Source organism: Promicromonospora sp. NPDC057138 (assembly GCF_042670845.1).
Classification (GTDB): Bacteria; Actinomycetota; Actinomycetes; order Actinomycetales; family Cellulomonadaceae; genus Promicromonospora.
This window is the reverse complement of record NZ_JBHUUX010000059.1, coordinates 1-25285: the sequence shown is the minus strand read 5'-3', so window position 1 is coordinate 25285 and position 25285 is coordinate 1. Positions and strand designations below refer to the sequence as shown.

Genomic DNA, 25285 nt, shown 5'->3' with positions numbered 1-25285 from the left:
GATCGCAGTATTAGGGAGGGTGCCATGCGCTCTGATTCGAGCACGGGACCAGGCGGACGCTGGTCACCGGTGCGGCTTGCCGAGAACGGCTCCGTCAAGATCGCTTACGACCAGCTCCAGGGGCCCGCGGGAGGTGAGCCGCTGCTGCTCTTCATGGGTCTGGGCGTCTCCCGCCACTGGTGGCCCACCGGGTTCTGCCAGGCCCTCGCCGAAGAAGGGTTTCGCGTGGCCCGGTTCGACCAGCGTGACGCCGGAGAATCGACCCACCTGCCGCCGGCCGACACCAGCAACCCGTTCGCCGCGCTCCTTCGCCGTCGCGGTACGGCCTATACGGCAGAGGACATGACCGACGACGCGATCGCGGTCATGGACGCGCTGCACTGGGACACCGCGCACGTCTTCGGGCACTCCATGGGCGGACTCCTGGCGCAGCGAGCCGCCTTGCGGCATCCCGCCAGAGTCCGCACCCTCACCTCGTCCGCCGCGGTTCCCAGCGACATCACCGGCCTGGCGAACCTGAGGTACGTCAACTTCGGCACGGTCGCGAAGATCGCCCGCAAGAAGCACCCGCGCACCCGCCAAGGAAACATCGACGCCGCGCTCGACCTCGCCCGTGGCATCGCCTCGCCGGCGTATCCCTTCGACGAAGCCGCCGAGCTCGAACGGATCACGAGGCTGGCCGATACAGGCGTGACCGATGGCGCCGCACAGAGCCGTCAGATCGGAGCACGATGGAGCGGTCCGAAGCTCGCCACTCTGACCGCACCCACCCTGGTGCTGCATGGCGACAAGGACCTGATCGTCCGTGCGAGGGCGGCGAGGACCATCGCAGGGAGCGTCCCCGGATCGCGCCTGGTCATCTATCCGGGTGTCGGGCACGACCTCCCCGAACCGCTGTGGCGCACAGTGGCGAAGGACGTCGGTGCACTGGCGCTCGAGTCCTGATCGACTCAGCCGGGCAGAGGCGCGTCCTGCGGCTCCTCGGAGTTCCGGGTGGCGTAGAGGCTGGTCACCGTCACCACGGCGAGGACGCCGACGATGACGCCGAGCGACGCGAGCGTCGGGATCTCCGGGACGCTCGTCCAGATGCCGTGGGCCCAGTGCAGCACCAGCTTGACGCCGATGAACGCCAGGATGGTCGCGAGCCCGTACCCGAGGTGCACGAGCTTGCTCAGGGCCCCCTGGAGGACGAAGTACAGGGCGCGCAGGCCGAGCAGGGCGAAGGCGTTGGTCGCGAACACGAGGTACGGGTCGCTGGTGATGCCGTAGACGGCGGGGACCGAGTCGACGGCGAAGACGATGTCGGTGGCGAAGACGGCGACCACCACGACGGCGAGCGGGGTGAGCATGCGCCGCCCGTTCTCGCGGACCGAGAGCCGAGGGCCGCGATAGTCCTCGGTGACGGGCATGAAGCGGCGGATCAGCCGGACCGAGCGCATCTGCGAGACGTCGACGTCGTGGGTGCCGCGGACCTGGTCGAGGAGGATCTTGACCGCCGTCGCCAGCAGGATCGCGCCGAACAGCAGGAACGCCCAGCTGAGGTTGGCCAGGACCGCCGCCCCGAGTGCGATGAAGACCCCGCGGAGCACGAGCGCTCCGACGATGCCGAGCAGGAGCACGCGCTGCTGCAGCGCCGCCGGCACGGCGAAGGCGGTGAGCAGGAGCATGAACACGAACAGGTTGTCGACCGACAACGACTTCTCGACGAGGTACCCGGTGAGGTACTGCACGCCGGTGTCCGAGCCGTAGGTGGCCCAGATCCACCCGCCGAAGGCGAGCGGGAGGGCGATGTAGAAGCCGCTCCAGCCGAGGGCCTCACGCATGGACACCTCGTGCGGGCGCCTGGTGATCAGGAAGTCCACGGCGATCAGGGCCAGGACCGCGAGGATCGTGACGGCCCACATGGCGGGCGTGGCCACAGAGGTCAGGGCAGCGGACGAGCTTGTGACGGTGGTGAGCAAGGAGTCTCCGAACTAGATGGCTCCGAGGTCTCCTTCACCTTGCCGCTGGCAAGGTCGCCACCCGAGGTCGCTGGTGCGCCGTAATGACCGAGTGATGTTGGTGAAGTACTCCCCCCGCGGGTGAAAGACTACGGCATCGCGCGGGGTGAAACACAAGCGTCGTCCGAGACCGGCTGGTCCAGGACGTGGCCCGGGTACGCGTTCCCCCAGGTGTCGAGCCACCTGACCACCTGGTCCAGCGACCGCCCGAGCTCCGTCAGGGAGTACTCGACGCGCGGCGGCACCTCGGCGTAGACCGTGCGGACGACGATGCCGTCCGCCTCGAGGTCGCGGAGCACGCGCGTCAGGGTGCGCGGCGTGACCGCGCCGAGGCGACGCTGCAGCTCGCCGAACCGGTGCGTACGTTCGAGGAGGTACTTGACGGCGCTCAGCTTCCACGCGCCGCCCAGCACGGCCATCGAGACCTCGACCGGGCAGACCTCGATCGCCCGCTGCACGGGGCCTCGCATCGTCTCGGGAGCGACTGTCATGAGTCCATGGTATCCAAACGGTCAGTATGCGTCAGCGATGTGCGTACTTGTGCGGACCGTACCGGGTTCCTAGCGTGACGTGTGTACCGGTCGCCGTCGAAGGAGAAGCACATGCACGCGCTGGTCGTCACCGCTCATCCGAGCCCCCGCTCGCTGACCGCGGAGCTCGCCCGCGTGGCCGGGTCCGCGCTGGAGGCGTCCGGCCACTGTGTGGAGACGTCCGATCTGTACGCCATGGGCTGGGACCCGGCGGTCCGCCTGGAGGACTACCGCGACCCGGGCGAGGAGGAGACGGTCACGCTCCGGTCCAGGCACGCGCACGACGCCGGGGCGCTCGCCCCCGAGATCGTCGCCGAGCAGGACAAGGTGCGCCGGGCCGACCTCCTGGTGCTCCTGTTCCCGATGTGGTGGCACGGCATGCCGGCCATCCTCAAGGGCTGGTTCGACCGGGTGTTCGTCAACGGCTTCGCGTTCGGCCTCGCCGACGAGGCGGGGATGCCGCGCAAGTACGGCCACGGGGGCCTGGCCGGACGGCGGGTGCTCGCGGTGATCACCGCGGGGGACCGTGGCACGTCGTTCGAGCCGCGCGGCCTGAACGGAGACCTCGAGGAGCTGTTCTTCCCGTTCCTGCACGGCACCGCCTGGTACACGGGCATGCGGCCGCTGCGCCCGCACCTGGTGTCCGGCGTCGACCGGCCCGGCTGGGACCGGTTCGACGAGGAGGTGAGGCGCCTGCGGGAGCGGGTCGCCGGCCTCGCGGACGAGGAGCCGATCCGCTACCGGGCGCTGGCCGACGGCGACTACGGCCGGGACCGGCGGTTGCGAGTCGACGTGCTGCCGGGGGAGCGTGGACTCAGGATCCACGAGCGCCGTGTCGGCGAGCGGGGCTCCACGAGCACAGCCTCGACGAGCGCTGTGTCGACGATCACCGTCTCGCCTCGTGACGTTCGTTGACCTCAACCGCGGTTGAGGTTCTAGCGTCGGAAGCATTCGATGAGAGGACGACCAATGCCCGTCTACACCCTGCCTGACCTGCCCTACGACTACGCGGCGCTCGAGCCGCACATCAGCGGGCGGATCATGGAGCTGCACCACGACAAGCACCACGCCACGTACGTCGCCGGCGCCAACGCCGCGCTCGACGCGCTGGCCCAGGCCCGGGAGAGCGGCGACCTCGCCGCCGTCAACCTGCACGAGAAGAACCTCGCGTTCAACCTGGGCGGGCACACCAACCACACGGTGTTCTGGCACAACCTCTCGCCCGACGGCGGCGGCGAGCCGGACGGCGAGCTCGCGGCGGCGATCGCCGACCAGTTCGGCAGCTTCGCGGCGTTCCAGGCCCACTTCGCGGCCGTGGCGACCGGCATCCAGGGCTCGGGCTGGGCCGTGCTCGGCTGGGACAGCATCGGCGGGCGCCTGCTGGTGTTCCAGCTGTTCGACCAGCAGGCGAACGTGCCGCTCGGCGTCACACCCCTGCTCATGCTCGACATGTGGGAGCACGCCTTCTACCTGGACTACCTCAACGTCAAGGCGGACTACGTCAAGGCGTTCTGGAACCTCGCCAACTGGTCCGACGTCGCCGGGCGCCTCGACCGTGCGCGTGCGGCCACGGGGAGCCTCATCACGGTGGCGTGACCGGGAGGGTTCGCCCTGGTCGGCGGCGTCGGGCGGTGGTTGCTCGCTTTGGTCCCAGCGGCCGAATCGGTCTATGCTGACGGCGCTCGTCCTCACCAGGGCGAACACTTTTGGGGCTGTGGCGCAGCTGGTAGCGCACCTGCATGGCATGCAGGGGGTCGGGGGTTCGAGTCCCCCCAGCTCCACTAGAAACACCTGGTCAGAGGCCATCTCAGGGCTTGCACGAAAGGCTCCTGAGGTGGCCTCCTTCCATTTACCTTCCACTTCACCGTCGTGGCGCGAGGATTCGTCCGCGGATCTCGACGCCGTGCGAGGTGTGGCGTCCGGTGCACACCTGAGTGACATGGATACCAACAACACCGCGCAGAGCACCCTCGAACTGCTCACCCTCGACCAGGTCGCCGAGCTGCTGGGCTGTACCACCAAGACGCTGTACGACCTGCGAACCAAGGGCCGCGGTCCGCGCGGCTTTCGCGTCGGTCAACGGCTGCTGTTCCGCCGCAGCGAGATCGAGTCCTGGCTCGCCAGGCTCGAGGAGGCCGACGGGCGCCGGCACGGGGCCCGGGGCACGCCGTGAGCGGGGGACGGCCGAGGCTTGCGATCGGCACGTTTGGCACCATCGACCTGAGCATCCAGTCTTCGAGCTGGCGCGCCCGGGTGTGGGTGCGGGACTTGGACGGCAGGCGACGCCGGGTCCAGGCGACCGCCTCCTCCCAGCGCAAGGCCGAAGCAGCGCTCAAGGAGAGGCTCACCCACCGCCCGGGGTACGGCGGCGCGGGCGTGCTCGGCGTGTCGAGCTCGTTCGACGAGCTGTGCACCCCCTCGGCGTCAGGACCGCGTTGTCCGGGCAGGTGTCGCCCGGGGAGACGACGTCGGCCAGTGGGCTCTGCGGACCCCGGTCACCGTCGGGAAGCAGAGCACCTGCATCCGCACGGGAATGGCTTCGCCCAACGAGGTCACCGAGAGTCGTGGCCCAGTCCAGAGCGCCATCCCAGGCCGCTGTCCGGTCGTCGCCGAGGAGGAGGTCCGCGAGGGTCGGTCCGTGCCCGAGGCCCTCGATGACCGCGATTCGATAGGTGCCGTCCGTGCCGAGGAGGGTTGGCACGGAGCTGATCTCTGTTAGCCCGGCCACCTCCCGTGCGTACGACGCTCTGCCGTCGGCAGCGTCCGGCGCTGCCTACCGTGTTGCTGAAACGATTCGCGCTCACGTCCGTCCGGAACCCCGTCTGAAAGATCGCCCTGTTTGAAGATGTGGTTGTATGTCCGCACCGACAGGATGTAACGTTTCGCTCAAGTGGTGCCGGAGCGCGATTCCAGGCCCTCGTCGATGGGACATGCAACGGTGCACAGACCCCCGCCCGTCACGGGTACGTGGTTGCGCACGGAGTTCCGCGCCGCCCACCTGGAGCGCATCCTCGCGCTTCCCATGACCAACCGAGCGAGGGCGGCACGTCCCTAAACGGCTTGAAGCGCGGTTGGTCGGAACCCCGTGAAAGAAAGAGAGACAATGGAGTACTCACCCACCTCACGACGCACCCGAGTTGTCGTACGACTTCTCGCTCCGGTGCTCGTGTTGAGCGCACTCGTACTAGCGGGTCCACTCGGAGCGGAGGCCGCGACGGTCACTGCTTCGGACACCTTTGAACGCGCCGACGGATCGCTCGGGAGTTCTTGGGCGTCGAACCGCGGCACCTGGAGTATCGCGAGTGGTGCCGCGCTGGCGACCAGTGCGACGAGCAACGCAGTCGCCACCTACGCTCCACTCGCCCTCGGCGACGACTACGCCGTCTCCGCGCGGATCAACATCGTCACGACCGGAACCCCGGGAGGAGCCGAGTGGGTAGGCGTGGCGGGAAATGTCCAGGGCACGAGCGCCTCTGCTCTGAACTACTACCTGCTTCGTGTGACGACCGGCTCTGGAACGGGCACGAACGGACGGTGGCAGTTGCTGCGGATGTCCAACAGCACCTCCACGGGCCTGCTCGCCAGCGGCACGATCGTTGCAGCGTATGGCACGCAGCTCGACCTGACGCTGACCCGCACAGGCAACACTCTTCGGTCGCGGGTCATCAAGGCGACCTCGGGCGCCACGCTTGCGGATCAGACGTACACGCCCGCAGTGGCTGACCCCCAAGTCTCTGGAGGAAAAGCTGGGCTGTACTCCAACTCCGGAAACCTGCGGGCGCAGACGTGGAATCTCTCGACGACGACCCCCGCGGCTTCGCCTCCGGGCCCGCTCAACTGCGCACCGGGTGGGGAAAGCTACACCTACCCGGATCCCAACCTGACTGTCGTTTCGAAAAGCACGGTGGGATCGACCTGGGCCGGAATGCAAGTGACGCAGCGACTTCTCACCGATGGAAACGACCAGTACGTCGCGTACTACGACGTGAACCGCGGCATGACCATCGCCAAGCACACGATCGGCGGCGCCTGGACCTACAAGGTTCTTCCGTCGACTCTCGGATGGGACAGCCACAACTACGTTTCGATGGGGCTTGACCGGGATGGAAACCTTCACGTCTCAGGCAACATGCACAACGTTCGATTGGTCTATTTCCGCACCACTGTTCCCGGTGACATCAGCACGTTGGTGAGAGTCACCAACATGGTGAGTGCCGCCGCGGAGGACTCCGTTACCTATCCCGAGTTCGTCAACCGCTCGGACGGAAGCCTTGTCTTCAACTACCGCGACGGTGGGTCCGGCGATGGCGTGACGTACTTCAATTTGTACAACGAGTCGACGAGATCGTGGTCGCACATCGTCTCCGCGCCGATCTTCGACGGGAACGGGTCCGCGAGCAACCCTTCAGGAACGTGGAGTTCGTACTTCCAAGGTCCGACGAAGGGACCCGACGGCTGGTTCCACATGATCTGGGTCTGGCGTGACTCTGGTGACGCGGCCACGAACAGCATGCTGACGTACGCCAAGAGCCGGGACCTCGTGAACTGGGTGACCAACAACGGAACGCCTTTGACGACGCCTCTCAAGTACGGCCAAGGCGACGTGATCGACCCGGTCCCTGATCGTGGTGGATTGCTGAACGGCAACGCGCGGATCGGCTTCGACGCCGCCGGCAAGGTGCTCATCACGTACCACAAGTACGATGCTCAGGGCCGGTCGCAGGTGTACGCCGCGCGTCCGAATGCCTCCGGCACGTGGCAGATCAACCAGATCACCAACTGGACCGGACGATGGAGCTTCGGGGGCGGCGGGAGTATCAACTTCCAGGTCGCTATGCAGGGTTCTCGCGTCCTGTCCAACGGCGACATCAGCGTTGACTTCTTCTGCAACGGCACCAGCGGCAGGCAGTCCATCATCATCGACTCGTCGCTGAATCGGATTGCCCAGGTACCCTCACAGCCCCTGCCCGCCTCAGTGACGACCGTGACTGGGACGTTCCCGGGGCTAGAGGTCAAACTTGAGAGCGACCTCGCCGGCGCAACAGCCGATGGGCAGTACGTGCTGCGCTGGGAGACGTTGCCGGGCAACGACGACCAGCCGCGGTCCAGCTATCCGACAGGAGGAAGCACCTTGCAGGTAATCCTGCTCGACTAGCGGCCAATCGCTAGGAGAACGGCCTCTGCCGCCTAGCGGCGGGGCCGTTCTCCCCGCGGCCCCTTGACCGCACCCATACCTAGGAGAATCACGTCTGCGAGCAGAGGAGCTCATTCCATGATTCATGGTCACGTTGCGCGAGGCTTCGAGGCGATCGCCGATGCTTTCGAGCGCGGACAATCACACGATCCCGGCGGCGCCCAACTGTGCGTCTATCAAGGGGACAGCATGGTTGTCGATCTGTGGGCAGGCTCCGACCCTGAAACCGGCGTCGCCATCGACGGAGACTCCCTTTTCGTGTTGTGGTCCACGACCAAAGGCATGATAGCGATCATCGCAGCGCTGCTCATCGAACAGGGTCAGCTTGACCCTGATGAGCCGGTGTCTCGTGTGTGGCCAGAATTCGGCGTTCGCGGTAAGGATCAGACCACCGTTGCGCACTTCCTCAGCCATGCAGCTGGTCTTCCGTTCTTTCCCTCTGCGGCGGGGATCGAGAGTCGTGACCTACCCAACTGGGCGCTGTGCGTCGAGGCGCTAGCCACCGCCGAACCACTCTGGGCCCCAGGGACCGCGTCCTGGTACCACCCATTCACATTCGGCTATCTCAACGGCGAGGTGATACGCCGAGTGACAGGCAAGACCCTGAGCGAACTCTTCGCTGAGCGAATCGCCAGACCCCTAGGAGTCGACTTCTGGATTGGGGGCCTCCCGGCGGATCGAGAGACCAGCGTCACGCATCGCAGTCGCTTGAACCCTCTTCCCTCCACCAGTCCTGCTGAATTGTGGTCACAACACGGAGTGGATCTTTCTGATCCTGTTGTCCAGGAGCTGCTCAACGAGGTGCAGTCGATTCCAGACATGGCCGAGTTTCTCAACACCGCTGAGGGACATCAGATGGAATTCGGCGGGGCAGGGGGAATCGCGAGCGCACGTTCTGTGGCGAGGATCTACGCCGCAACCATCGGTGAGATCGACTCCGTTCGGCTGATTTCACCCGAGACTCTCGAATTCGTGACGCGGCCACGCACCCTAGCCTTGGGCCCCGTTCCTGAATTGGCCGCCGTGCCCAACCAGAAGCTTGCCGAGTTCGGGCTGGGATTCTGGTTGGGATCACAATTTGCGAGCGGACGATTCGCATCCGGTGGAACGTTCGGGCACCCCGGGGCGGGTGGAAACTTCGGGTTTGCTCATCCCGAGTCGAACATGGCCGTTGCATACACATGCACCGGGATGTGGTCGGACGACTCGCGACCGGACCCTCGCCTTGGCTGGGCTGACCCGCTCGCCGATCTGGCTGGCGCGTAGAGCCCAGATTGCGCGATCAGGTTGGGGTGGAGCGGAAGAGGTCGTTGCTGCAAACCCAGTATCGGCCACCAAGAGTCAGTGGGTCGGCGCGTGAGTCAGTCCCGGACGAGGACGACGTGCAACCGACGCGGTCCATGGACGCCCTCCACCCGGGACAGCTCGATGTCGCTGGTCGCCGAGGGCCCGCTGACCCAGGTCTGCGGGCGCTCGGGGTCGAGGCGCGCCAGGGCGTCACCCGCGTCCGCCACCACCTGGACCTCCCCGACGATGCAGACGTGCAGGTCCGGCAGCAGCGTGACCGCCCGGCGCCCCTGACCGGGGCCATGGTCGAGCACGACCGTGCCGGTCTCGGCGATCCCGACGGAGGCCCGTGTGACGACGGCCTCGATGCGGTCGAGCTCCGCCGGGGAGAGCCCGTTGTCCACCCGGGCGCCCGGCACCTCGAGGCCGAGGCCGGGCGGGACCACGACCTCGCGAGCACCGTCGAGAGGAACTTCTCGCGCAGGTGCAGCCGGGCCGCGCCTGCCAGCACGGCCGGATCGTCGGTCAGCCCTTCTGGGGCCGCCCGGCCGACCGCTCCCATGCGCTCCCGGAAGATGTCCCGGATCTCGGTGCGGTTGCGGTGGATCGCCGGCACGAGGATGTGGCTCGGCAGATCGTCACCCAGCTGCGCGATGAGCTCGGCCAGGTCGGTCTCCCACGCCGAGATCCCCTCGGCCGCGAGGGCCTCGTTGAGCTGGATCTCCTGAGTGGCCATCGACTTCACCTTGACTACGTCCCGTATGCCGCGTGCGCGGGCGACCTCTGCGACGACACGGCAGGCGTCGTCGGCGTCCCGGGCCCAGTGCACGATCGCGCCACGGGCAATGAGTGACGCCTCGAGCGCAAGCAGGTGCTCGTCGAGGTGGGCCAGGGTGTCGTCCTTGATACGGGCGGCCCGCTGCCGCAGGCCCTCCCAGTCGTCGAGCTCGTCGATGACCGCGGCCCGCTTGGCGCGGATGGTCCCCGTCGCGTGGGCGAGGTTGCGGCGCAGCTGGGCGTCACCCAGGGCGGCGCGCGCAGCCGTCGGGAACGGCGGCATACCGAGGAAGGTCGCGGGACCCGTCTCGGAGCTCACCGGGCCACCGGGCCCGAACCGTCGGGCGCCTTGGCAGGCTCTCCCGCGGTATGCGCGAGCACCTCGGCGAGGTGCATCGTGCGGATGCCGGAGTGTTCGCGGGAGAGGAGCCCACCCACGTGCATCAGGCACGAGCTGTCGCTTGTGACGAGCACCTCGGCCCCCGTCGAACGCTGGGCCGCCTTGTCGGCACCCATCGCCACGGACGTCTCGGCATTCTTCGCGGCAAAGGTGCCCCCGAAGCCGCAGCACTCCTCGGCGCGGGGCAGCGGCACGAGGTCGATCCCTCCAACGGCGGCGAGCAGCCGGGTCGGGCGGTCGCCCACCCGGAGCATGCGCAGCGAGTGGCAGGTCGGGTGGTAGGTCACGCGGTGGGGGAACCGCCAAAGTCGACGACGCCGAGCTCGTCGACGAGGAGCTCGCTCAGCTCGAGAACGCGCGGTGCGGTCCGCTCGACGGCGTCGGTGAGCGCCGCGTCCCCGGCCCGGGCTGCCACCAAGCCGTGCTGGTGGCGCACCGAGCCGGCGCACGAGCCCGAGGGGACGACGACGTGGTCGAACCCTTCGAAGGCGGAGACGAAGTTGCGGACCAGCGGTACGGCCTCGTCGAGATAGCCGGTGTTGATCATGGGCTGCCCACAGCAGGTCTGCGCCTCCGGCACCTCGACGGTGACGCCGAGCCGGCGCAGCAGGCGCACCGTGGCCCGCACCGCGTCAGGGAACATCGCGTCACCAAGGCACGTCGACATGACCGCTACGCGCATGTCGCGCTCCTCGCGGCGTCCCGTCCCGGTCGACCGGCGCGGGGTACCCGCTCAGGCCCACGCGGCGCCGCCCGGGTAGGCGAAGCGCTCGCGGGACGCGTCGTGCATCCGCGCCGAGAAGCCCGGTGCCGTCGGCGTGATGTACCGCCCGTCCCGGACGACCGCAGGCTCGACGAAGTGCTGGTGCAGGTGGTCGACGAACTCCACCACCCGGTCGTCCATGGTGCGGCTCACCGACACGTAGTCGAACATCGACAGGTGCTGCACGAGCTCGCAGAGCCCTACACCACCGGCGTGCGGGCACACCGGCACACCGAACCGGTGGGCGAGCAGCAGGATGGCGATGTTCTCGTTGACCCCGGCCACGCGCGCGGCATCGAGCTGGAGCACGTCTATCGCCCCGGCCTGGAGGAGCTGCTTGAAGACCACGCGGTTCTGCGCGTGCTCGCCGGTGGCCACCTTGACGGGGGCCACGCGCCGACGGATGGCCGCGTGGGCGAGCACGTCGTCCGGGCTGGTCGGCTCCTCGATCCAGTAGGGGTCATAGGGGGCGAGCAGGTGCACCGCACCGACGGCGTCCTCGACGTCCCACCGCTGGTTGGCGTCGATGGCGATCCGGATGTCCGGCCCGACGGCCTCACGGGCGAGCCTCATCCGCCGTGCGTCGTCCTCCGCGTCGGCGCCCACCTTGAGCTTGATCTGGGTGTAGCCGTCGGCTACGGCCTCGCGGGCCAGCCGGACCATCTTCTCGTCGCTGTACCCGAGCCACCCGGGAGAGGTGGTGTATGCCGGGTAGCCGGCCGAGCGGAGGTGCTCGGCCCGCTCGCGACGGGTCGGCTCGGCCGCGCGCAGGATGTCCAGCGCCTGCTCCCGGTCCAGGGCGTCGCTGAGGTAGCGGAAGTCCACCTGGTCGACGATCTCCTCGGGGCTGAGGAACGCGAGGTACTCCCACAGCGGCACACCGGCCGCGCGGGACTGGCGGTCCCACAGGGCGTTGAGCACGGCACCGATGGCCATGTGCATGACGCCCTTCTCCGGTCCCAGCCACCGCAGCTGGCTGTCGTGCAGCAGCGCCCGGGCTGTCTCGGCCAGGTCGTGAGGCGTGCCGATGGGACGGCCGACGAGCAGCGGTTCGACGGCTTGCAACGCGGTCACCACCACCTCGTTGCCGCGTCCGATGGTGAATACGAAGCCGTCGCCCTCGGTGTCGTCGTCGCAGGCGAGCCGCACGTAGGCGGCCGAGTAGTCCGGGTCCGGGTTCATGGCGTCGGAGCCGTCCAGCTCCCGCGAGGTGGGGAACCGGATGTCACTGACGGTGATCGAGCTGACGCTGCTCACAGCACTCCTTCGACGATCTTCGCTGCCTCCGGCCACACGGCCTCGGGGACGGGCGTGGACAGCCACTGCGCCGCGGACCTGACGTGCCCGGGCCGGGACTGACCGGTGACGACCGCCGCGACGGCGGGGTGCTGCAGGGGGAAGATGAGGGCGAGGTGCGGCAGGACGGTGCCGTGGTCGCGGGCCAGGTCGGCGAGCTCTCGGGCGGCAGCCAGCAGCCGCGGGTCCGGCGCTTCGTAGTCGAAGTGGGTGTCGCCCCCAGGGGCCGATCGCGAGAGCAGGCCGGAGTTGAAGGGCGCGGCGGCCAGCACCGAGACGCCGCGGCGCTCGCACTCGGCGAGCAGCGGCTCACCAGTGCGGTCCAGCAACGTCCAGCGGCCGGCCAGCATGACGACGTCGAGGTCGCTTTCGCGGACGAACCGCAGCGGCGCCTGCCACTGGTTCATCCCCACCCCGATCGCGCCCACGACACCCTCGGCCCGCAGGCGCACCAGCTCGGGCAAGGCCTCGGCCAGCACCTGCTCGACGTGGTCGTCCGGGTCGTGGACCAGGGCGATGTCGATGCGGTCGAGCCCGAGCCGAGCCAGGCTCTCCTCGATGCTGCGCCGGACCCCGGACGCGGAGTAGTCCAGGAGCCGGGTCAGGTCGTCCGGCGTGTCGAAGCCGTCGGCGAGGTCGTCGCCGACGGGGTGCTCGTTGGGCACGAGGAGGCGGCCGACCTTGGTCGACAGGACGAGCTCGTCGCGGGGGCGCCCGACCAGGGCCTGGCCGAGGCGGTGTTCGGACAGGCCGAGGCCGTAGTGCGGTGCGGTGTCGAAGTAGCGGACCCCCGCCTCCCAGGCGGCGTCCACCGTCGCGCGGGCGGTGTCGTCCTCGACCTTGCGGTAGAGGTTGCCGATGCTTGCGGCGCCGAACCCCATGGTGGTGACCTCGAGGTCCGTCCGACCCACCCGTCGGCGCTCCAGCACGGGGGTCGTGGGGGTGGTGGGGGTCGCTGGGGTCGTGGCGGTCGGTACCTGCTGCTGCTCAGTCATGGTGGAACACCTCCTCCATCGGCGCCCACTGGCTGTCGGGCGAGGTGGGCATCCGCTCCTGGCACAGGTCGGTCAGCGCCCACCACTCGCGGGTGCGCGGGTCCTGGGCGATGGCCTCCATGTCGGCCTCGTAGTCGGAGCCGACGTACTCCAGGTAGGAGAACAGGAGTCCGTCGCGCAGGAAGATCGAGAAGTTGCGGATGTTGCTCCTCGTGATGCGGTCGAGCACCTGCGGCCACACCTCGGCGTGCAACCGCCGGTACTCCGCCTCCTTCTCAGGACGCAGCCGGACCACGGAGCCGAAGCGCTTCACGACGGGGGGTTCTCCCTCGGCCGCAGCCGCAGGCGGTCCATGCCACCGTCGACCGCGAGCCAGGTGCCTGTGGTCGAGGCGGACAGGGGCGAGGCCAGGTGCGCCACCGCGTGAGCGACCTCGTCGGCGGAGACGAGGCGGCCGTGGGGCTGGCGCGCCTCGAGGGCAGCCCGTTCCGCGGTCGGGTCGTCCGCCGCCCCGAGGAGCCGCTGCACCCACGGGGTGTCGGCCGTCCCCGGGGTCACGGCCGTGACGCGGATCCCCTCGTGCAGGTGGTCGGCGGCCATGGCCAGCGTGAGCGAGAGCAGCGCACCCTTGCTCGCCGAGTAGACCGCACGGGCGGGCAGTCCTGACGTCGAGGCGATGGAACAGGTGTTGACGATCGCGGCGTGCTCGGACTCCCGCAGGGCAGGCAGCGCCGCACGGCTCACGCGGGCCGGGCCAACGACGTTGACGTCCAGGACGCGGTGCCACTCCTCGTCGGTCGCGTCGGCGACCGAGCCGACCGCCCCAGCCCCAGCGTTGTTGACGAGGACGTCGAGGCCACCGAGCTGCTCGACCGCGGAGGCCACGGCCTCACGAACGGAGGCGTCGTCCGTCACGTCGGCCACCACCACCACGAAGTCATCGTCACCTGCCTCTGCGGCCACCCGGTCGAGGATGGCGACCTTGGCGCCTCGGGCCGCCAGCGTGCGGGCGACTGCGAGGCCGATTCCCGAGGCACCGCCGGTGACGAGGGCCTTGATTCCGTCGAACTCCTGCATGGTCAGGCCTTCCCGAAGATCTGTCGTTGGCGCCCGAGTCCGTCGACCTCCACCTCGACGACGTCGCCGGGGGCGAGGTACGGCGTCCCCGGCACTCCGAGCGCGACCCCCGCGGGGGTGCCGGTGTTGATGACGTCACCGGGGTAGAGGGTCATGAACTGCGAGAGGTAGTGGACGAGGTGGTGCACCGGGAAGATCATGTCCTTCGTGGTGCCGTCCTGCTTCAGCTTGCCGTTGACCCATAGGCGCAGCCCGAGGTCCTGCACGTCCCCCACCTCGTCGGCGGTCACCAACCACGGTCCGAACGGGTTGAAGGTCGCGCAGTTCTTGCCCTTGTCCCACTGGCCGCCGCGCTCGAGCTGGAACTCGCGCTCGGACACGTCGTGGCTGATCGCGTACCCCGCGATGTGCGCGGCCGCGTCCTCCGGTGAGGAGAGGTATGCCGCAGTGGTTCCGATGATGACGGCCAGCTCCACCTCCCAGTCGGTGCGCGTGCTCGCCCGGGGCACGAGGACCTCGTCGTCGGGGCCGACTACCGTGTCGGGGGCCTTCATGAACAGGACGGGTTCGGGCGGCACGGGCAGGCCGGTTTCGGCTGCGTGGTCGCGATAGTTGAGCCCGATGCACACGATCTTGCCGATGCGGGCGACTGGCGGCCCGAAGCGACCGACCGTGACCTCCGGCAGGTCGCCGGCCCGGGCGGTCCGGATGGCCTCGAGGGACTGCGGCGTGACCGTGGTGGCGTCGAGGTCCTCGACGACGCCGGTCAGGTCGCGCCAGGTGCCGTCCTCGTCCTGGACGGCTGGACGCTCAGCGCCGGCGGTGCCGATTCGGGCGAGTCTCATAGATGGGTTCTCTCAGGTCAGGCGGCCGGGGGCTCGCGGTGCTCAGGGCTCGCAGTGGCCGAGCCGGATGATCCGGCCGCTCAGGTGGACGCCCACCGTTGGGGCGCGCTTCGACCAAGAGAAATCATGATTCGTCATACGTATGCTGTCAAGGCCCAGATGGGGTTACGCTCTGGCCATGCAGGATGACTGGGCTCCCGACGACGCGGCTGCGGCTGGGTGGACAGCGTGGCCGCGACGTCCGCGGCGGCTGGCGACGGTGGTCGTGGACGAGCTCGTGGACCGCCTCGTGGGAGGTGAGCTCCCCATGGGGGCGAGCCTGCCCACCGAACCGGTCCTCTGCGAGACGTTCGGCGTCTCCCGGACCGTGGTGCGCGAGGCCGTGAAGGCTCTCGAGACGATGCGCCTGGTGACTGCGCAGCAGGGCCAGGGCACCCGGATACGCCCGCTCGCGGACTGGGACCTGCTCAACCCCACCGTGCTGTCGGCGGTGGTGCGCCACGACGCGGACAACGCCATCCTCGAGGACCTCGTCGACGTCCGACGCGCCCTCGAGGCGCGGATGGCCGGCCAGGCGGCGAGGAACGCGACCGAGCAGGAGCGGGCCGACATCACCGCTCGCATGCGCGAGCTCGACGCGAGCATGGACGACCCCATGACGTATCTCAAAGCCGATGTCGCCTTCCACGACTCGATCATGATGGCCTCGCGCAACCGCCTGGGCCGGGCCATGATCCACAACCTCACCGCTGAGGCATACCGCTCCTTGCGCTACGTCGGCGACCCCTCGCCGGAGCACATCCGCCTGACCAACCAGGCCCACCAGGAGGTGCACGACGCCGTGCTGTCCGGCGACGAGGAGGCCGCCTCCCGGGCGATGGACGAGCACATCATCGAGTCCTGGGAGCGTCGTCGCCGCACCCGCTGACCACACTCCGCGACCTGGTCCCGTGAACGCACCCGGGGCGACGCCTGCTCACCCTGCCCGGGCCGTCCCATCAGTCGGGCAGGCAGTACCGCTCCACTGCAGTCGCGCCCCAGACGGCACGACGGTCGTCCTCGGTGGCACCGGGCACGCGGTCGAGCGAGTCTTCTACCGCGTCGACCACCTCGGCGTACGTCATCGACATCGACGACACCGGCCAGTCGCCGCCGAACATGAGCCGGTCCCGGCCGAACGAGTCCAGGGCAGCCCCGACGAACCGTGGTCGGGTCGAAGAAGGAGGTCCACCACGAGTCCAGCCGCACCGCACGCTTCGAAGAGCGCTGCAGCCGCAGCACAGTCCGCCCAGTCGGCCTCCGGCCGGTCGGCGCTCTGGTCGCGTACTCCCACGAGGCGGTCCGCGCCCGGCAGCCGGGTCAGAGCCTGCACCTGTGATGCGACCTCCCCCGGACCGCGGTCGAGGTCGACCCACCCGACGACCCCACGCACAAGCGGCACTCTTGCTGCGACCTCGACGAACTCGACGGTCTCGCTGGGGTCGCGGACGGTCTGCACGAGGACCGAGCCCTGGACGCCGCACGGGACAGCGGCGGCGGCTCACTCCGGGAGCAGCTGGTCGTGGCCGATCAGCGCGTCCTGCTCCGCCGTCATCCAGGTCTGCGGACGCCGCTGCACCTCCCAGATGTGGTGGTGGGAATCGATCCGGACGGTCTCGAGGACACCCCTCGTCATGACGACAAATTCATCATACGATTCACCCTCCGTCAATCAGCACACGAATCTCCGGAGGCCCCGTACGGCTTCCTGAGCCCCATCGGCCGGATCTCCGTCGCGTCGCTTCGGGGGAGGCTTGACGCCGCGATCTGTCGGGCCGATGGTCTTGTCAAATGTCACCGTCATCACGTAACGTTTCGCTCTGTTCGCGTCCTGCCAATCCGCGCCCGCCGATGCTCACTCGGGCCCACCCGGCTGCCTCAGGCCGAGGTGTCACCCGAGACGCGGACACGCGGACCCCTCTGTCGCTGCTCGCACCCCTGACGAGTGCCGGCGGGGGGTCCGCACCTACCTGGCCCCGGCGTGGTGGTCCACCCGACCTACCATGTGGAGTCACGACGAAGGGACACCATGACCACGCGCCGCAAGTCCTCCGCGACGTATGCCGACATCCAGCGGCTCACGGGTCTCTCCCTTGCCACGATCTCGAAGTACTACAACGGGGGAAACATCCTCGACGAGAACCGGGAGGCAATCAGGGCAGCCTCCGAGTCGCTGGGCTTCCGGCTCAACCGCAATGCGAGCAACCTACGTCGGGGCGCGTCGAGGACGATCGGAGTTCTGCTCCCCTCCCTCCTCAGCAGCTTCCACCTCTCCATCGTCGCCGGTGCCGAGGTGCATCTGAGATCCCAAGGCTTCAGCGTCCTCATGGCCTCGGAGGAAGGAGGGCCTCTCGGTCGCAGCAGCGACGCGCTCGACCTCCTCCTCGGTCGACAGGTCGACGGCATCATCACGATGCCCTCGTCCTCCGACGTCCCGGCGCTGAACAAGGTGATCGAGTCAGGCATCCCAGTCGTTGCCGTCGACCTCTGGCAGCCCGGTCTCAACGCCGACTTCGTCTGCCTCGACAACTTCGGAGCGGGACGGATGGCAGGACAGCACCTCGTCGACCACGGGCATGACTCGCTGGCCGCCATCGGCGGTGACCCCGCAATCTCGACCGTGAACGAACGCGCCGCAGGGTTCGCGTCCGCGCTACCGACAGCGGAGGCGTTGCCCGCCGAGCGCGTCCTGAGCGGGCCGCTCACCTCGCAGTGGGGCCACGAGGCGATGAACCTGCTGTTGTCGATGTCACCGCGACCAACCGGGGTTTTCACGGCCAACTATGACCTCACCCTGGGCGCCGTGATCGCCGTCAACGAGTCCGGCCTCAGGCTGGGGCGGGACATCTCGCTCGTGGGATTCGACGGAGTCGAGCTCGCGCGAGCCACTCGACCCCCGCTCACCGTGGTGAGCCAGCCGGTCGCGGAGTTCGCGGCGGCCGCCGCACGGACCATGCACATGCGGCTGCGTGGAGAACGGCAAGATGCGGCTCCTCCGACCATGGAGCGCCTGCGCGGATCGCTCGTGGTCGGCGCGTCGGTCGCCTCCCTTCGCGACTAGGAGCCAATCCAACCGGCAGCACAGCGGTGCGGATTGAGCCCGCCGGCGTGGCGCGAGATGTCTGCGCCAGGAAACAACCTGTCCTTGCGATGACCGCCCGGATGGTGATTGACATCGTGCGAGCGCGAAGACACACTGGGTTCCCCAGCGCGAATCGTTTTGCCCTACCCCCGTGATTGGTCCCGCACGCTTGTCTGCTCGAAGAGGTGTCCATGACGTCTTCCCCGGCGAGGGGGAGTCCCATGGGCGGACAACCTCCGATGGTGGCGGTCGGGCCCCCTGGGTTCAACAGGGACCTGCACGGGGCGGCACCATCCCTTCCCGGCTGGCCTCCGCCTGCTCAGTCGCCGTCCGAATTGGAGGCCACCAACCGACCGGGCGGGGGCGCGGAGGACTTTGTGCCGCGCCTACGGGCGACCGTTTTGCATGGGATTGCCGTATGCGGCACGGACTCCGAGTGTCCGATCTGACACCGGCAGACCTGGTCACGGCGCGTAGACCGACGGATTTCTCATTCGAAAGGAAGACCACGACAATGACAGCAGACTCCCCACTCCCACTGTGGGCGCTCGACGCCAGTTTCGGGATCTTTGTCCACTGGGGTGTGTACTCCGTCTCCTCCTGGGCGGAACCGACAGGCGCATGGGGCGCGGTCGATGAGGAGTGCTGGTTCGCACACAACGCCTACGCGGAGTGGTACTCCAACACGATCCGTATCGACGGATCGCCGGCTGCGGCGCATCAGCGCGACGTCTACGGCGGAGCTGCGTATGACGACTTTCTCGACGCATGGCAGGGGGAGGCGTTCGATGCCGGAGCCTGGGCCCGCCTCTTCGCCCACGCCGGCGCTGACTACGTGATCCCGGTTACCAAGCACCATGACGGTATCGCGCTGTGGGATGCACCGGGATCGGACGGCCTCAACACCGTCGCCCGCGGACCGCGGAAGGACATCATCGGGTTGCTCGCGGAAGCGGTGCGGCGGGAAGGCATGCGCTTCGGGGTGTACTACTCCGGGGGCTTGGACTGGGCCTTCACGGAGTTCCCCGCCATCGAGAGCATGCGAGACGTCGACCTCTACCGTCCAGTGGATTCAGGCTATGCCGAGTACGCGAGCCGCCAGGTGAGGGACCTGATCGAGCGTTTCCGGCCCTCTGTGATCTGGAACGACATCGACTGGCCCGACTCGGCGAAGGACGACGGCACCTTGCTCGAGCTGCTGTCGTACTACCGACGAGAGGTGCCCGACGGCATCATCAATGACCGTTGGGGAGCTCCTGTGGGCGGGTATCCGACTAGCGAGTACGCGCACGACCTACAGAACGAGCGCGGGGTCGGGTGGGAGCACAACCGTGGGCTTGGATTCTCTTTCGGGTTCAACCGCCTCGAGGACGAGTCCTTGACCATGACGACGCGCGAGCTCGCCCGCCTCTACGCCGACGTGGTGTCCCGGGGAGGCAGACTGCTGATCAACGTCGGCCCCACAGCGTCGGGCGAGATCCCCAGCGTGCAGCGCAAGACCCTGGAGGGATTCGGGCGTTGGGTCCGCAACGTGAAGCCCTTCACGACCGGGCGTTCGCTCAGCGAGCACGGTTCGCTCACGAGGAGCGACACGGCCGGCGACGCCGGATGGTTCCGGGCGTGGGAGTGCGACGACCGCGCAATCGTGGTCGCCGACGAGTCGACTTCGGTTCGGCATGAAGGTGGACGCGACGTCGTGCGCATCGAACTGCCGACGGAGTAGGACCATCGCCCCCATGCCTAGTGGTCTGACGCTCTGCACGAATCGATTCACGCAGTTTGCGTCGATCGCTGAGGGCGCGTCTCATCTAGCGTCCCTGACGAGCGATCACCGCTTCCTGAAAGGCTCTTGTAACTTGACAGACCATCGGCCATACTCGTCTGACGCGCTCTCTGAGTCCGGACCGCCTTCCTTTTTTTTTGGGACTAGCGCGTAACGATTCGCGATCCATCTCGAGCGTCCGTCTCACAAAGGAGTGAACGTGTACCACCGTCCCATCTCTCGTCGCCGGGTCGCTGTCATGGCAGTTGCCACGACCGCCGCCATGCTGCTCGCGAGCTGCTCTTCGTCGGACCCGTCGGGTTCGGACACAGCCGAGGACCTGAACCTCACGGTGCAGGTCCAGATCGAGCAGATGCCGGCATTCCAGTACGCGGCAGACCTGCTCGAGAAGAAGCACCCCGGGCTGAAGGTCAAGCTGCAGACCATCACCGGGGATCAGAAGAACACCACCAACGCCCAGGTGCTGTCCTCCAGCAACACCCCCGACGTCGGCATCGTGCCCACCAATGCCCAGCCCTACTTCGACCTCATGAAGGCCAAGAAGTTGGTGCCGCTCGACGACCTGTGGAAGAGCTCCGATCTGGAGTCGCGTTACGGCAGCACGGTTGCCAACTCCCTCAAGTGGAACGGCACCCCGTACCTCGCCCTCTTCGACACGACCTACTACAACATCGTCTTCTACAACAAGGACGCGTTCGCGAAGGCCGGCGTCTCTGCCCCGGCGAACCACCAGGTGGCGAGCAACGCGGACCTGTACACCATGGTCTCCAAGCTCAAGAGCGCCGGCTACGAGGGCCTTTCCGTCGGCGGCAGCTCGGGGTTCCACCTCGGTTGGCTGGTCGATGCGCAGCTGCAGGCGAACGCGTCCGACGTCGCGCTCAAGGACTTCCTGACCTCGTGGCAGGCGGGCAACAAGCAGACAGTCGAGTACACCAGCCCCGAGTTCACCGATTCGCTCGCTCAGCTCGAGGACTGGAACACGAACGGCGTGTTCCAGTCCGGCTTCGTCGCCGCGGAGGCCGACCAGGCACAGGCGGCCTTCACCTCCGGGAAGGCGGCCATGATGATCGGCGGCACCTGGATCCCATCGGTCCTCAAGAAGCAGAAGTTCGAGTACGACTGGCTGTTGCTGCCTGGGGCGAAGGACACACCGACGGTGCCGAGCCTCTATGCGGGCGACACCTTGGCGGTCCCCACGGCGTCGAAGCACCAGTCCTTGGCCAAGGAGTTCATCGCGACGTATTCCTCCGACGAGGTCCAGACGTACGCCGCCGAGAAGGTTGGTTCTCTTCCCGCGGTCCAGACGGTCAAGGCCTCCGACGTCGAGGCCCTCGGCCCGCTTGTGCAGCAGATCGTGGACTTCGCGGCTACCAAGGTGGGCATCGGATGGACGAGCACGCTGCCCGGCTCGCTCGGACAGACCTTCGTGGATGCGGAGGCGCAGAAGCTCCTGAGCGGTCAGGTCACCGTGGAGAAGGCTGGGCAGGACCAGCAAGAGCAGTTCGAGTCCTACAAGTCGCGGAACGGCTAACGCTCCCGTGGGGTGCCCTACCCTCCGGAGTGCGGCACCCCACGGCTCCCTATCAGTGACTGGAAGTCAGGAAATGTCCACAATCTCATTCGGCAACACCTCTGCCGCGTCGCCCGTCGTAACCTCTGCCGCGTCGCCCGTCGTACCCCCAGCGCAGGCACGACTGAGGAGGTCCGTGCGGGACTCCCGGCTGGTCCTACTTATGCTGAGCCCGGGGCTCGTCCTCATCCTCCTCTTCTTTGGATTCCCCCTCGTCGATCTGGTCCGGGCCTCGCTCTCGAACTGGTCCGGCGTGGGCGACCGCGTGTTCATCGGCAGCGACAACTATGTCGCCCTGCTCAGTGACGGGGCAGTGCAGGCCGCCCTCGGCCGATCCGTGCTCCTGGGACTGGGGACTGCAATCGGCATCAGCATCATCGCGACGCTGCTGGCAGCGCTCGTGTCAGGCGGGATAGCCGGCAGCAATGTCTACCGCATCGTCTGGTTCCTGCCGGCGATCGCTCCGCCCTCTGCCGTCGCGGTCTTCTGGTCGCTCGCTGTCCAGCCGACGTCCGGCGCCGTGAACGCGGCCCTGGGGGCGGTCGGTCTGGGCGACGACCACGCTTGGCTGGCCAATCCGGATACTGCGCTCTGGGTGGTGATCGCGGTGGCCATCTGGCAAGGAGCAGGGTTCGCCTTCCTCGTCATCCTCGGTGCGATGGAGGAGATCCCAGTGTCGATCCATGAGGCCGCCGCGCTTGACGGGACAGGTCCGGTGGGTCGGTTCTTCCGCATCACACTTCCGTTGACCCGACCGGTCCTGTCGATGATCCTGCTGCTCGAGGCGATCTGGGCATTCAACGGGTTCACTCTTGTGTGGGGGATGACTCAGGGTGGACCGGGGGACGCTACTGCGATCCTTCCGGTGCAGGTGTACAAGGAGGCTTTCCAATTCGGAAACTTTGGCGCCGCGGCTGCGATCAGTGTTGTAGGGGGCGTCGTTCTGCTCGTGGTGGGCTTTGTCGGAAATTGGTTGGGATCGCGAAGGGCGGTTGACGAATGAGCCGACGACGGAAGGTCCGGGCCACCACTACGGTGGCGCAGTTCGGGGCGGTCGCCTGGAGCGTGCTCGCCGCTGTTCCCTTCGTGCTGATTGTGCTGCTCGCGTTCAAGTCCAGCACTGACATCTACACCAACCCGCTCGGGGTCGTGGGCGTCGACTGGAACCTGCAGAATTTCGCGGATGCCTGGAACGGACCACCCGGAGGGCAGGGATTCGCGGTGTACCTCATCAACTCGGGCGTGGTGGCGATCATCGCGATCGCGGGGTGCCTGCTCGTGGGCGCAATTACCGCGTACTTCGCGACGCTCTGTTCGCCACGGGTGCGGACTGTGGTCATCCGCGGCTTTCTGGCCGCCACGACCCTCCCCCTCATCATGTTGCTCATCCCTTACTACTCGGCATTCAACTCCCTCGATCTGCTGAGTCGCCCCTGGGCCACCGGGGTCGTCTACGTCGCCATCTGCCTCCCGACGTGTGTGTTGATCCTGCACAGCTTCTACCTCGGATTCCCGGGGGAGCTGCGAGAGGCGGCGTCACTCGACGGACTCGGCCCGGTGAAGACCTTCGTGCGTATCGTGCTCCCATTGTCGAAGGGGCCGATCGTTGCGGTCGGCATGGTCAACGGGTTCTTCGTCTGGGGAGAGACCCAGCTCGCCATCGTGCTGCTCCAAGACCCGGAGAGCCGGACAATCCCGGTCGGACTCCTTGACTTCCAGGGCCAGTTCAGCGCGAACACCGGGGCCATTTTCGCCGGGTTGACCATGGCGACGATCCCCCTCATCGCGCTGTACCTCGTCTTCAACCGCTCCATCGCCAAGGGGGTCGCACTCGGTGGCGTGTTCCGATGAGGATTCAAGCGCCGCGGAATCCGTCCCAGGGACCACCGATGTTGACCCACCAGATCAGACCGACCAGCGCCGGGGTGTAAGCCATAACGATGCGCCGCGGAGCCTGCCGCCCCTCTGAGTGTGATGAGACACCGCAAGCGCGTTCGCAGTGCTACGAGCGCGACCGAGCTCGGCGATGTATGCCCGGCCGGATGGATTGATTAATATCGAGTTCGCGTCGGCTTTCACCGAAGGGTCATCGCAAACGGTCATGCGGTCGCCGCCTAGACCCGACCTAGCCTCGATCATTCACACGGTGGGTAGCCCGGCCTGACGGTTTCGTCCGATGTGTGGCTTGGACGCTTCTATGTCTGTCAAGCGGTGGCAGCGAGAGCGTTTGTGCGGGTCAGGAGTCGATGGATCTTGCGGGTGAGGTAGCGCTTGAGCTGGCGGCGGATCTCGCGGGTGGTCTTGCCATCGCCTGTGCGTCTCTGCACGTAGGAGCGGGTTTCTTTGTCGTGGCGCATGCGGGTCAGGGTGGCGATGTGCAGTGCGCGGTTCAGGCGCCGGTCGCCGCCACGGTCGAGGCGGTGGTGATCGGATCGGTTCCCGGAGGCTGCGGGGATCGGTGCGGTGCCGGCCAGGCGGGCGAACGCGGCCTCAGATCGGACGCGGCCGGGGTAGGCCCAGGCCGCCAGGATCACGGCGGCGGTGTAAGGGCCGATCCCGGGCTCTTCGAGCCGGTCAGGAGCGTGCTCGGTCACGAGGCCGCGCAGGGTCTTGTCGTTCTCCTTGAGCAAGATGTCCAGCTCCAGGATCCTGGTGGCGAGGCGGGTGGCTTCGGCACGTGCGACGCGCTGGTCGACGGGTTCGTCGCGGGAGCGCCAGGCCTTGGCGGTGCGGATCTGGGCGGTGGTCAACGGTCCGCGGGTGTCGATGCCCAGGTCGTGGGCGCGTAGCAGACCGGTCAGGGCGTTGACCTGTGCGGTCCGGTCGTGGGCGAGGCGGTCGCGGGCGGTGGTCAGAACCTGCAGTGCCCCGGCGATCTGCCCGGCCCGGTAGTCACGCAGCTGGTCAGCGGGTAGGCCGAGCACGTCACGCGCGGCGCGGACGGCGTCCAGAGCGTCGGTCTTGGCGCGGGGTCGGACATGCTTCTGATCAGGTCATCGAGGTGGGCCAGGTCGGCGCCGGTCCGCCGACACACGGACGAGTCCAAGCAAGGGCATCCCCGCACGAAGCGGGGAGCCGGGCGTGTTTCGAGTCACGAGTGCCGGCGGGACGGTGCCAGCCTGACCAGCCAGTCCCAGACCAGCCACTTGAGAGACTGACAGGCATGTCTCCTACATGGCGTGACCAGATGAGGCAGGCGGACAGGATAGTCGCGGCGCGGTAGGTGATGGCTAGCTTGTCGTAGCGGGTGGCCCGTCCGCGCCATTGCTTGGTCAGGGCGAAGGAGCGTTCCACGACGTTGCGCTGTTCGAGCTCGGCGTAGATGACGTAGGCGTGCTCGTAGTGCGTTCGGGCCAGGTCGGTACCGCCCAGGGTGCTGTGTGCGTGGCCGATGCCGGCATGGGCGTCGCTACCGTCTGCGAACCGCGGTCTTCGCGGCGAACGACCAGATGGCCATGGGGCTGATGCGCGCCCTGCACAAGGCAGGGCGCCGGATACCGCAGGGCGTCAGCGTGATCGGGTTCTACGACATCCCCAAGACTGCGTTCATGTTCCCGCCGCTGACGACGGTGCGCCCCGAATTCGCCGAAATGGGGCGCCGGTGCATCACCGTGATGCTCGACCACATCCACGGGCGTCCGTGCTCC

Annotated in this window: 24 protein-coding genes, 1 tRNA gene and 2 pseudogenes; 14 read left to right on the top strand and 13 right to left on the bottom strand. The window is 67.7% G+C overall.

The annotated features are described in order from the left end of the window. Positions 1-24 precede the first annotated feature (24 nt). On the top strand, positions 25-945 hold the full coding sequence (locus ACFT2C_RS23300; protein WP_377209463.1) for an alpha/beta fold hydrolase: 921 nt from the start codon (positions 25-27) through the stop codon (positions 943-945). A gap of 5 nt (positions 946-950) precedes the next feature. Here the strand turns inward: ACFT2C_RS23300 and ACFT2C_RS23295 are convergent, their stop codons facing one another. Continuing rightward, a complete protein-coding gene (locus ACFT2C_RS23295; protein WP_377209462.1) occupies positions 951-1961 on the bottom strand; it encodes a TerC family protein in 1011 nt (336 codons plus the stop codon). A gap of 128 nt (positions 1962-2089) precedes the next feature. Next, positions 2090-2491 carry a winged helix-turn-helix transcriptional regulator gene (locus ACFT2C_RS23290; RefSeq protein ID WP_377209461.1) on the bottom strand — a complete coding sequence of 134 codons (402 nt, stop codon included), beginning with the start codon at positions 2489-2491 and terminating at the stop codon, positions 2090-2092. Between the two features lie 111 nt (positions 2492-2602). On the opposite strand from ACFT2C_RS23290, the gene ACFT2C_RS23285 reads away from it, so the two are divergent. The 6 genes from ACFT2C_RS23285 (at position 2603) to ACFT2C_RS23260 (ending at position 8990) form a co-directional block, all read left to right on the top strand. Then, positions 2603-3445 (top strand): NAD(P)H-dependent oxidoreductase, encoded by an 843-nt coding sequence (locus ACFT2C_RS23285; RefSeq protein ID WP_377209460.1) that lies wholly within the window; start codon positions 2603-2605, stop codon positions 3443-3445. A 54-nt stretch (positions 3446-3499) separates the two neighbouring features. Then, positions 3500-4126, top strand: coding sequence for a superoxide dismutase (locus ACFT2C_RS23280; RefSeq protein WP_377209459.1), 627 nt, complete (start codon positions 3500-3502; stop codon positions 4124-4126). A 112-nt stretch (positions 4127-4238) separates the two neighbouring features. Next, positions 4239-4311, top strand: a tRNA-Ala gene (locus tag ACFT2C_RS23275). A gap of 53 nt (positions 4312-4364) precedes the next feature. Beyond that, complete coding sequence (locus ACFT2C_RS23270; protein WP_377209458.1) at positions 4365-4703, top strand: helix-turn-helix transcriptional regulator; 339 nt, start codon at positions 4365-4367, stop codon at positions 4701-4703. A 996-nt stretch (positions 4704-5699) separates the two neighbouring features. After that, positions 5700-7685, top strand: coding sequence for a BNR repeat-containing protein (locus ACFT2C_RS23265; protein WP_377209457.1), 1986 nt, complete (start codon positions 5700-5702; stop codon positions 7683-7685). Between the two features lie 117 nt (positions 7686-7802). Beyond that, positions 7803-8990, top strand: coding sequence for a serine hydrolase domain-containing protein (locus ACFT2C_RS23260; protein WP_377209456.1), 1188 nt, complete (start codon positions 7803-7805; stop codon positions 8988-8990). Between the two features lie 95 nt (positions 8991-9085). Here ACFT2C_RS23260 and ACFT2C_RS23255 read toward each other — a convergent pair whose 3' ends face one another. From ACFT2C_RS23255 to ACFT2C_RS23220, 8 genes and pseudogenes are all read right to left on the bottom strand, one after another. Next, a complete protein-coding gene (locus tag ACFT2C_RS23255) occupies positions 9086-9457 on the bottom strand; it encodes a lactate utilization protein C (RefSeq protein ID WP_377209455.1) in 372 nt (123 codons plus the stop codon). Positions 9458-9540: 83 nt separating this feature from the next. Continuing rightward, a pseudogene (locus tag ACFT2C_RS23250) lies at positions 9541-10071 on the bottom strand (LUD domain-containing protein); the annotation flags it as partial. Between the two features lie 32 nt (positions 10072-10103). Further along, a pseudogene (locus ACFT2C_RS23245) lies at positions 10104-10870 on the bottom strand ((Fe-S)-binding protein). Positions 10871-10921: 51 nt separating this feature from the next. Further along, positions 10922-12208: an enolase C-terminal domain-like protein gene (locus ACFT2C_RS23240; RefSeq protein WP_377209454.1), complete on the bottom strand. Its 1287-nt coding sequence runs from the start codon at positions 12206-12208 to the stop codon at positions 10922-10924. Further along, positions 12205-13242: an aldo/keto reductase gene (locus ACFT2C_RS23235; RefSeq protein WP_377209453.1), complete on the bottom strand. Its 1038-nt coding sequence runs from the start codon at positions 13240-13242 to the stop codon at positions 12205-12207. The genes ACFT2C_RS23240 and ACFT2C_RS23235 overlap by 4 nt, the downstream gene beginning before the upstream one ends. After that, positions 13235-13555: an L-rhamnose mutarotase gene (locus ACFT2C_RS23230; protein ID WP_377209452.1), complete on the bottom strand. Its 321-nt coding sequence runs from the start codon at positions 13553-13555 to the stop codon at positions 13235-13237. The genes ACFT2C_RS23235 and ACFT2C_RS23230 overlap by 8 nt, the downstream gene beginning before the upstream one ends. Further along, positions 13552-14319, bottom strand: a complete 768-nt coding sequence (locus ACFT2C_RS23225; RefSeq protein ID WP_377209451.1) for an SDR family NAD(P)-dependent oxidoreductase — start codon at positions 14317-14319, stop codon at positions 13552-13554. Before ACFT2C_RS23225 ends, ACFT2C_RS23230 begins: the two co-directional genes overlap by 4 nt. Positions 14320-14321: 2 nt before the next feature. Continuing rightward, positions 14322-15164 (bottom strand): fumarylacetoacetate hydrolase family protein, encoded by an 843-nt coding sequence (locus ACFT2C_RS23220; protein WP_377209450.1) that lies wholly within the window; start codon positions 15162-15164, stop codon positions 14322-14324. Between the two features lie 178 nt (positions 15165-15342). Here ACFT2C_RS23220 and ACFT2C_RS23215 point away from each other — a divergent pair, with 178 nt between their 5' ends. Next, the gene (locus ACFT2C_RS23215) at positions 15343-16092 is read left to right on the top strand and encodes a FadR/GntR family transcriptional regulator (RefSeq protein WP_377209449.1); all 750 of its coding nucleotides are present in this window, start codon (positions 15343-15345) and stop codon (positions 16090-16092) included. Between the two features lie 70 nt (positions 16093-16162). Here the strand turns inward: ACFT2C_RS23215 and ACFT2C_RS23210 are convergent, their stop codons facing one another. Further along, complete coding sequence (locus tag ACFT2C_RS23210; protein WP_377209448.1) at positions 16163-16417, bottom strand: amidohydrolase family protein; 255 nt, start codon at positions 16415-16417, stop codon at positions 16163-16165. 287 nt (positions 16418-16704) lie between these two features. Then, entirely contained in the window at positions 16705-16839 is a 135-nt protein-coding gene (locus ACFT2C_RS23205) for a hypothetical protein (protein WP_377209447.1), read from the bottom strand. Positions 16840-17232: 393 nt separating this feature from the next. Between ACFT2C_RS23205 and ACFT2C_RS23200 the strand changes: the two genes are divergently transcribed. From ACFT2C_RS23200 to ACFT2C_RS23180, 5 genes are all read left to right on the top strand, one after another. Beyond that, positions 17233-18264 carry a LacI family DNA-binding transcriptional regulator gene (locus ACFT2C_RS23200; protein WP_377209446.1) on the top strand — a complete coding sequence of 344 codons (1032 nt, stop codon included), beginning with the start codon at positions 17233-17235 and terminating at the stop codon, positions 18262-18264. A 535-nt stretch (positions 18265-18799) separates the two neighbouring features. Continuing rightward, the gene (locus ACFT2C_RS23195; RefSeq protein ID WP_377209445.1) at positions 18800-20008 is read left to right on the top strand and encodes an alpha-L-fucosidase; all 1209 of its coding nucleotides are present in this window, start codon (positions 18800-18802) and stop codon (positions 20006-20008) included. A 298-nt stretch (positions 20009-20306) separates the two neighbouring features. Next, positions 20307-21599, top strand: a complete 1293-nt coding sequence (locus ACFT2C_RS23190; protein WP_377209444.1) for an ABC transporter substrate-binding protein — start codon at positions 20307-20309, stop codon at positions 21597-21599. A gap of 175 nt (positions 21600-21774) precedes the next feature. Then, positions 21775-22641: a carbohydrate ABC transporter permease gene (locus tag ACFT2C_RS23185; RefSeq protein WP_377209443.1), complete on the top strand. Its 867-nt coding sequence runs from the start codon at positions 21775-21777 to the stop codon at positions 22639-22641. Further along, a complete protein-coding gene (locus ACFT2C_RS23180; protein WP_377209442.1) occupies positions 22638-23489 on the top strand; it encodes a carbohydrate ABC transporter permease in 852 nt (283 codons plus the stop codon). Before ACFT2C_RS23185 ends, ACFT2C_RS23180 begins: the two co-directional genes overlap by 4 nt. Positions 23490-23842: 353 nt before the next feature. On the opposite strand, the gene ACFT2C_RS23175 is transcribed toward ACFT2C_RS23180, so the two are convergent. Next, entirely contained in the window at positions 23843-24562 is a 720-nt protein-coding gene (locus tag ACFT2C_RS23175; protein ID WP_377209441.1) for a transposase, read from the bottom strand. Positions 24563-25018: 456 nt separating this feature from the next. On the opposite strand from ACFT2C_RS23175, the gene ACFT2C_RS23170 reads away from it, so the two are divergent. After that, the coding region (locus ACFT2C_RS23170) for a substrate-binding domain-containing protein (RefSeq protein WP_377209440.1) at positions 25019-25285 on the top strand (267 nt) is incomplete at its 3' end.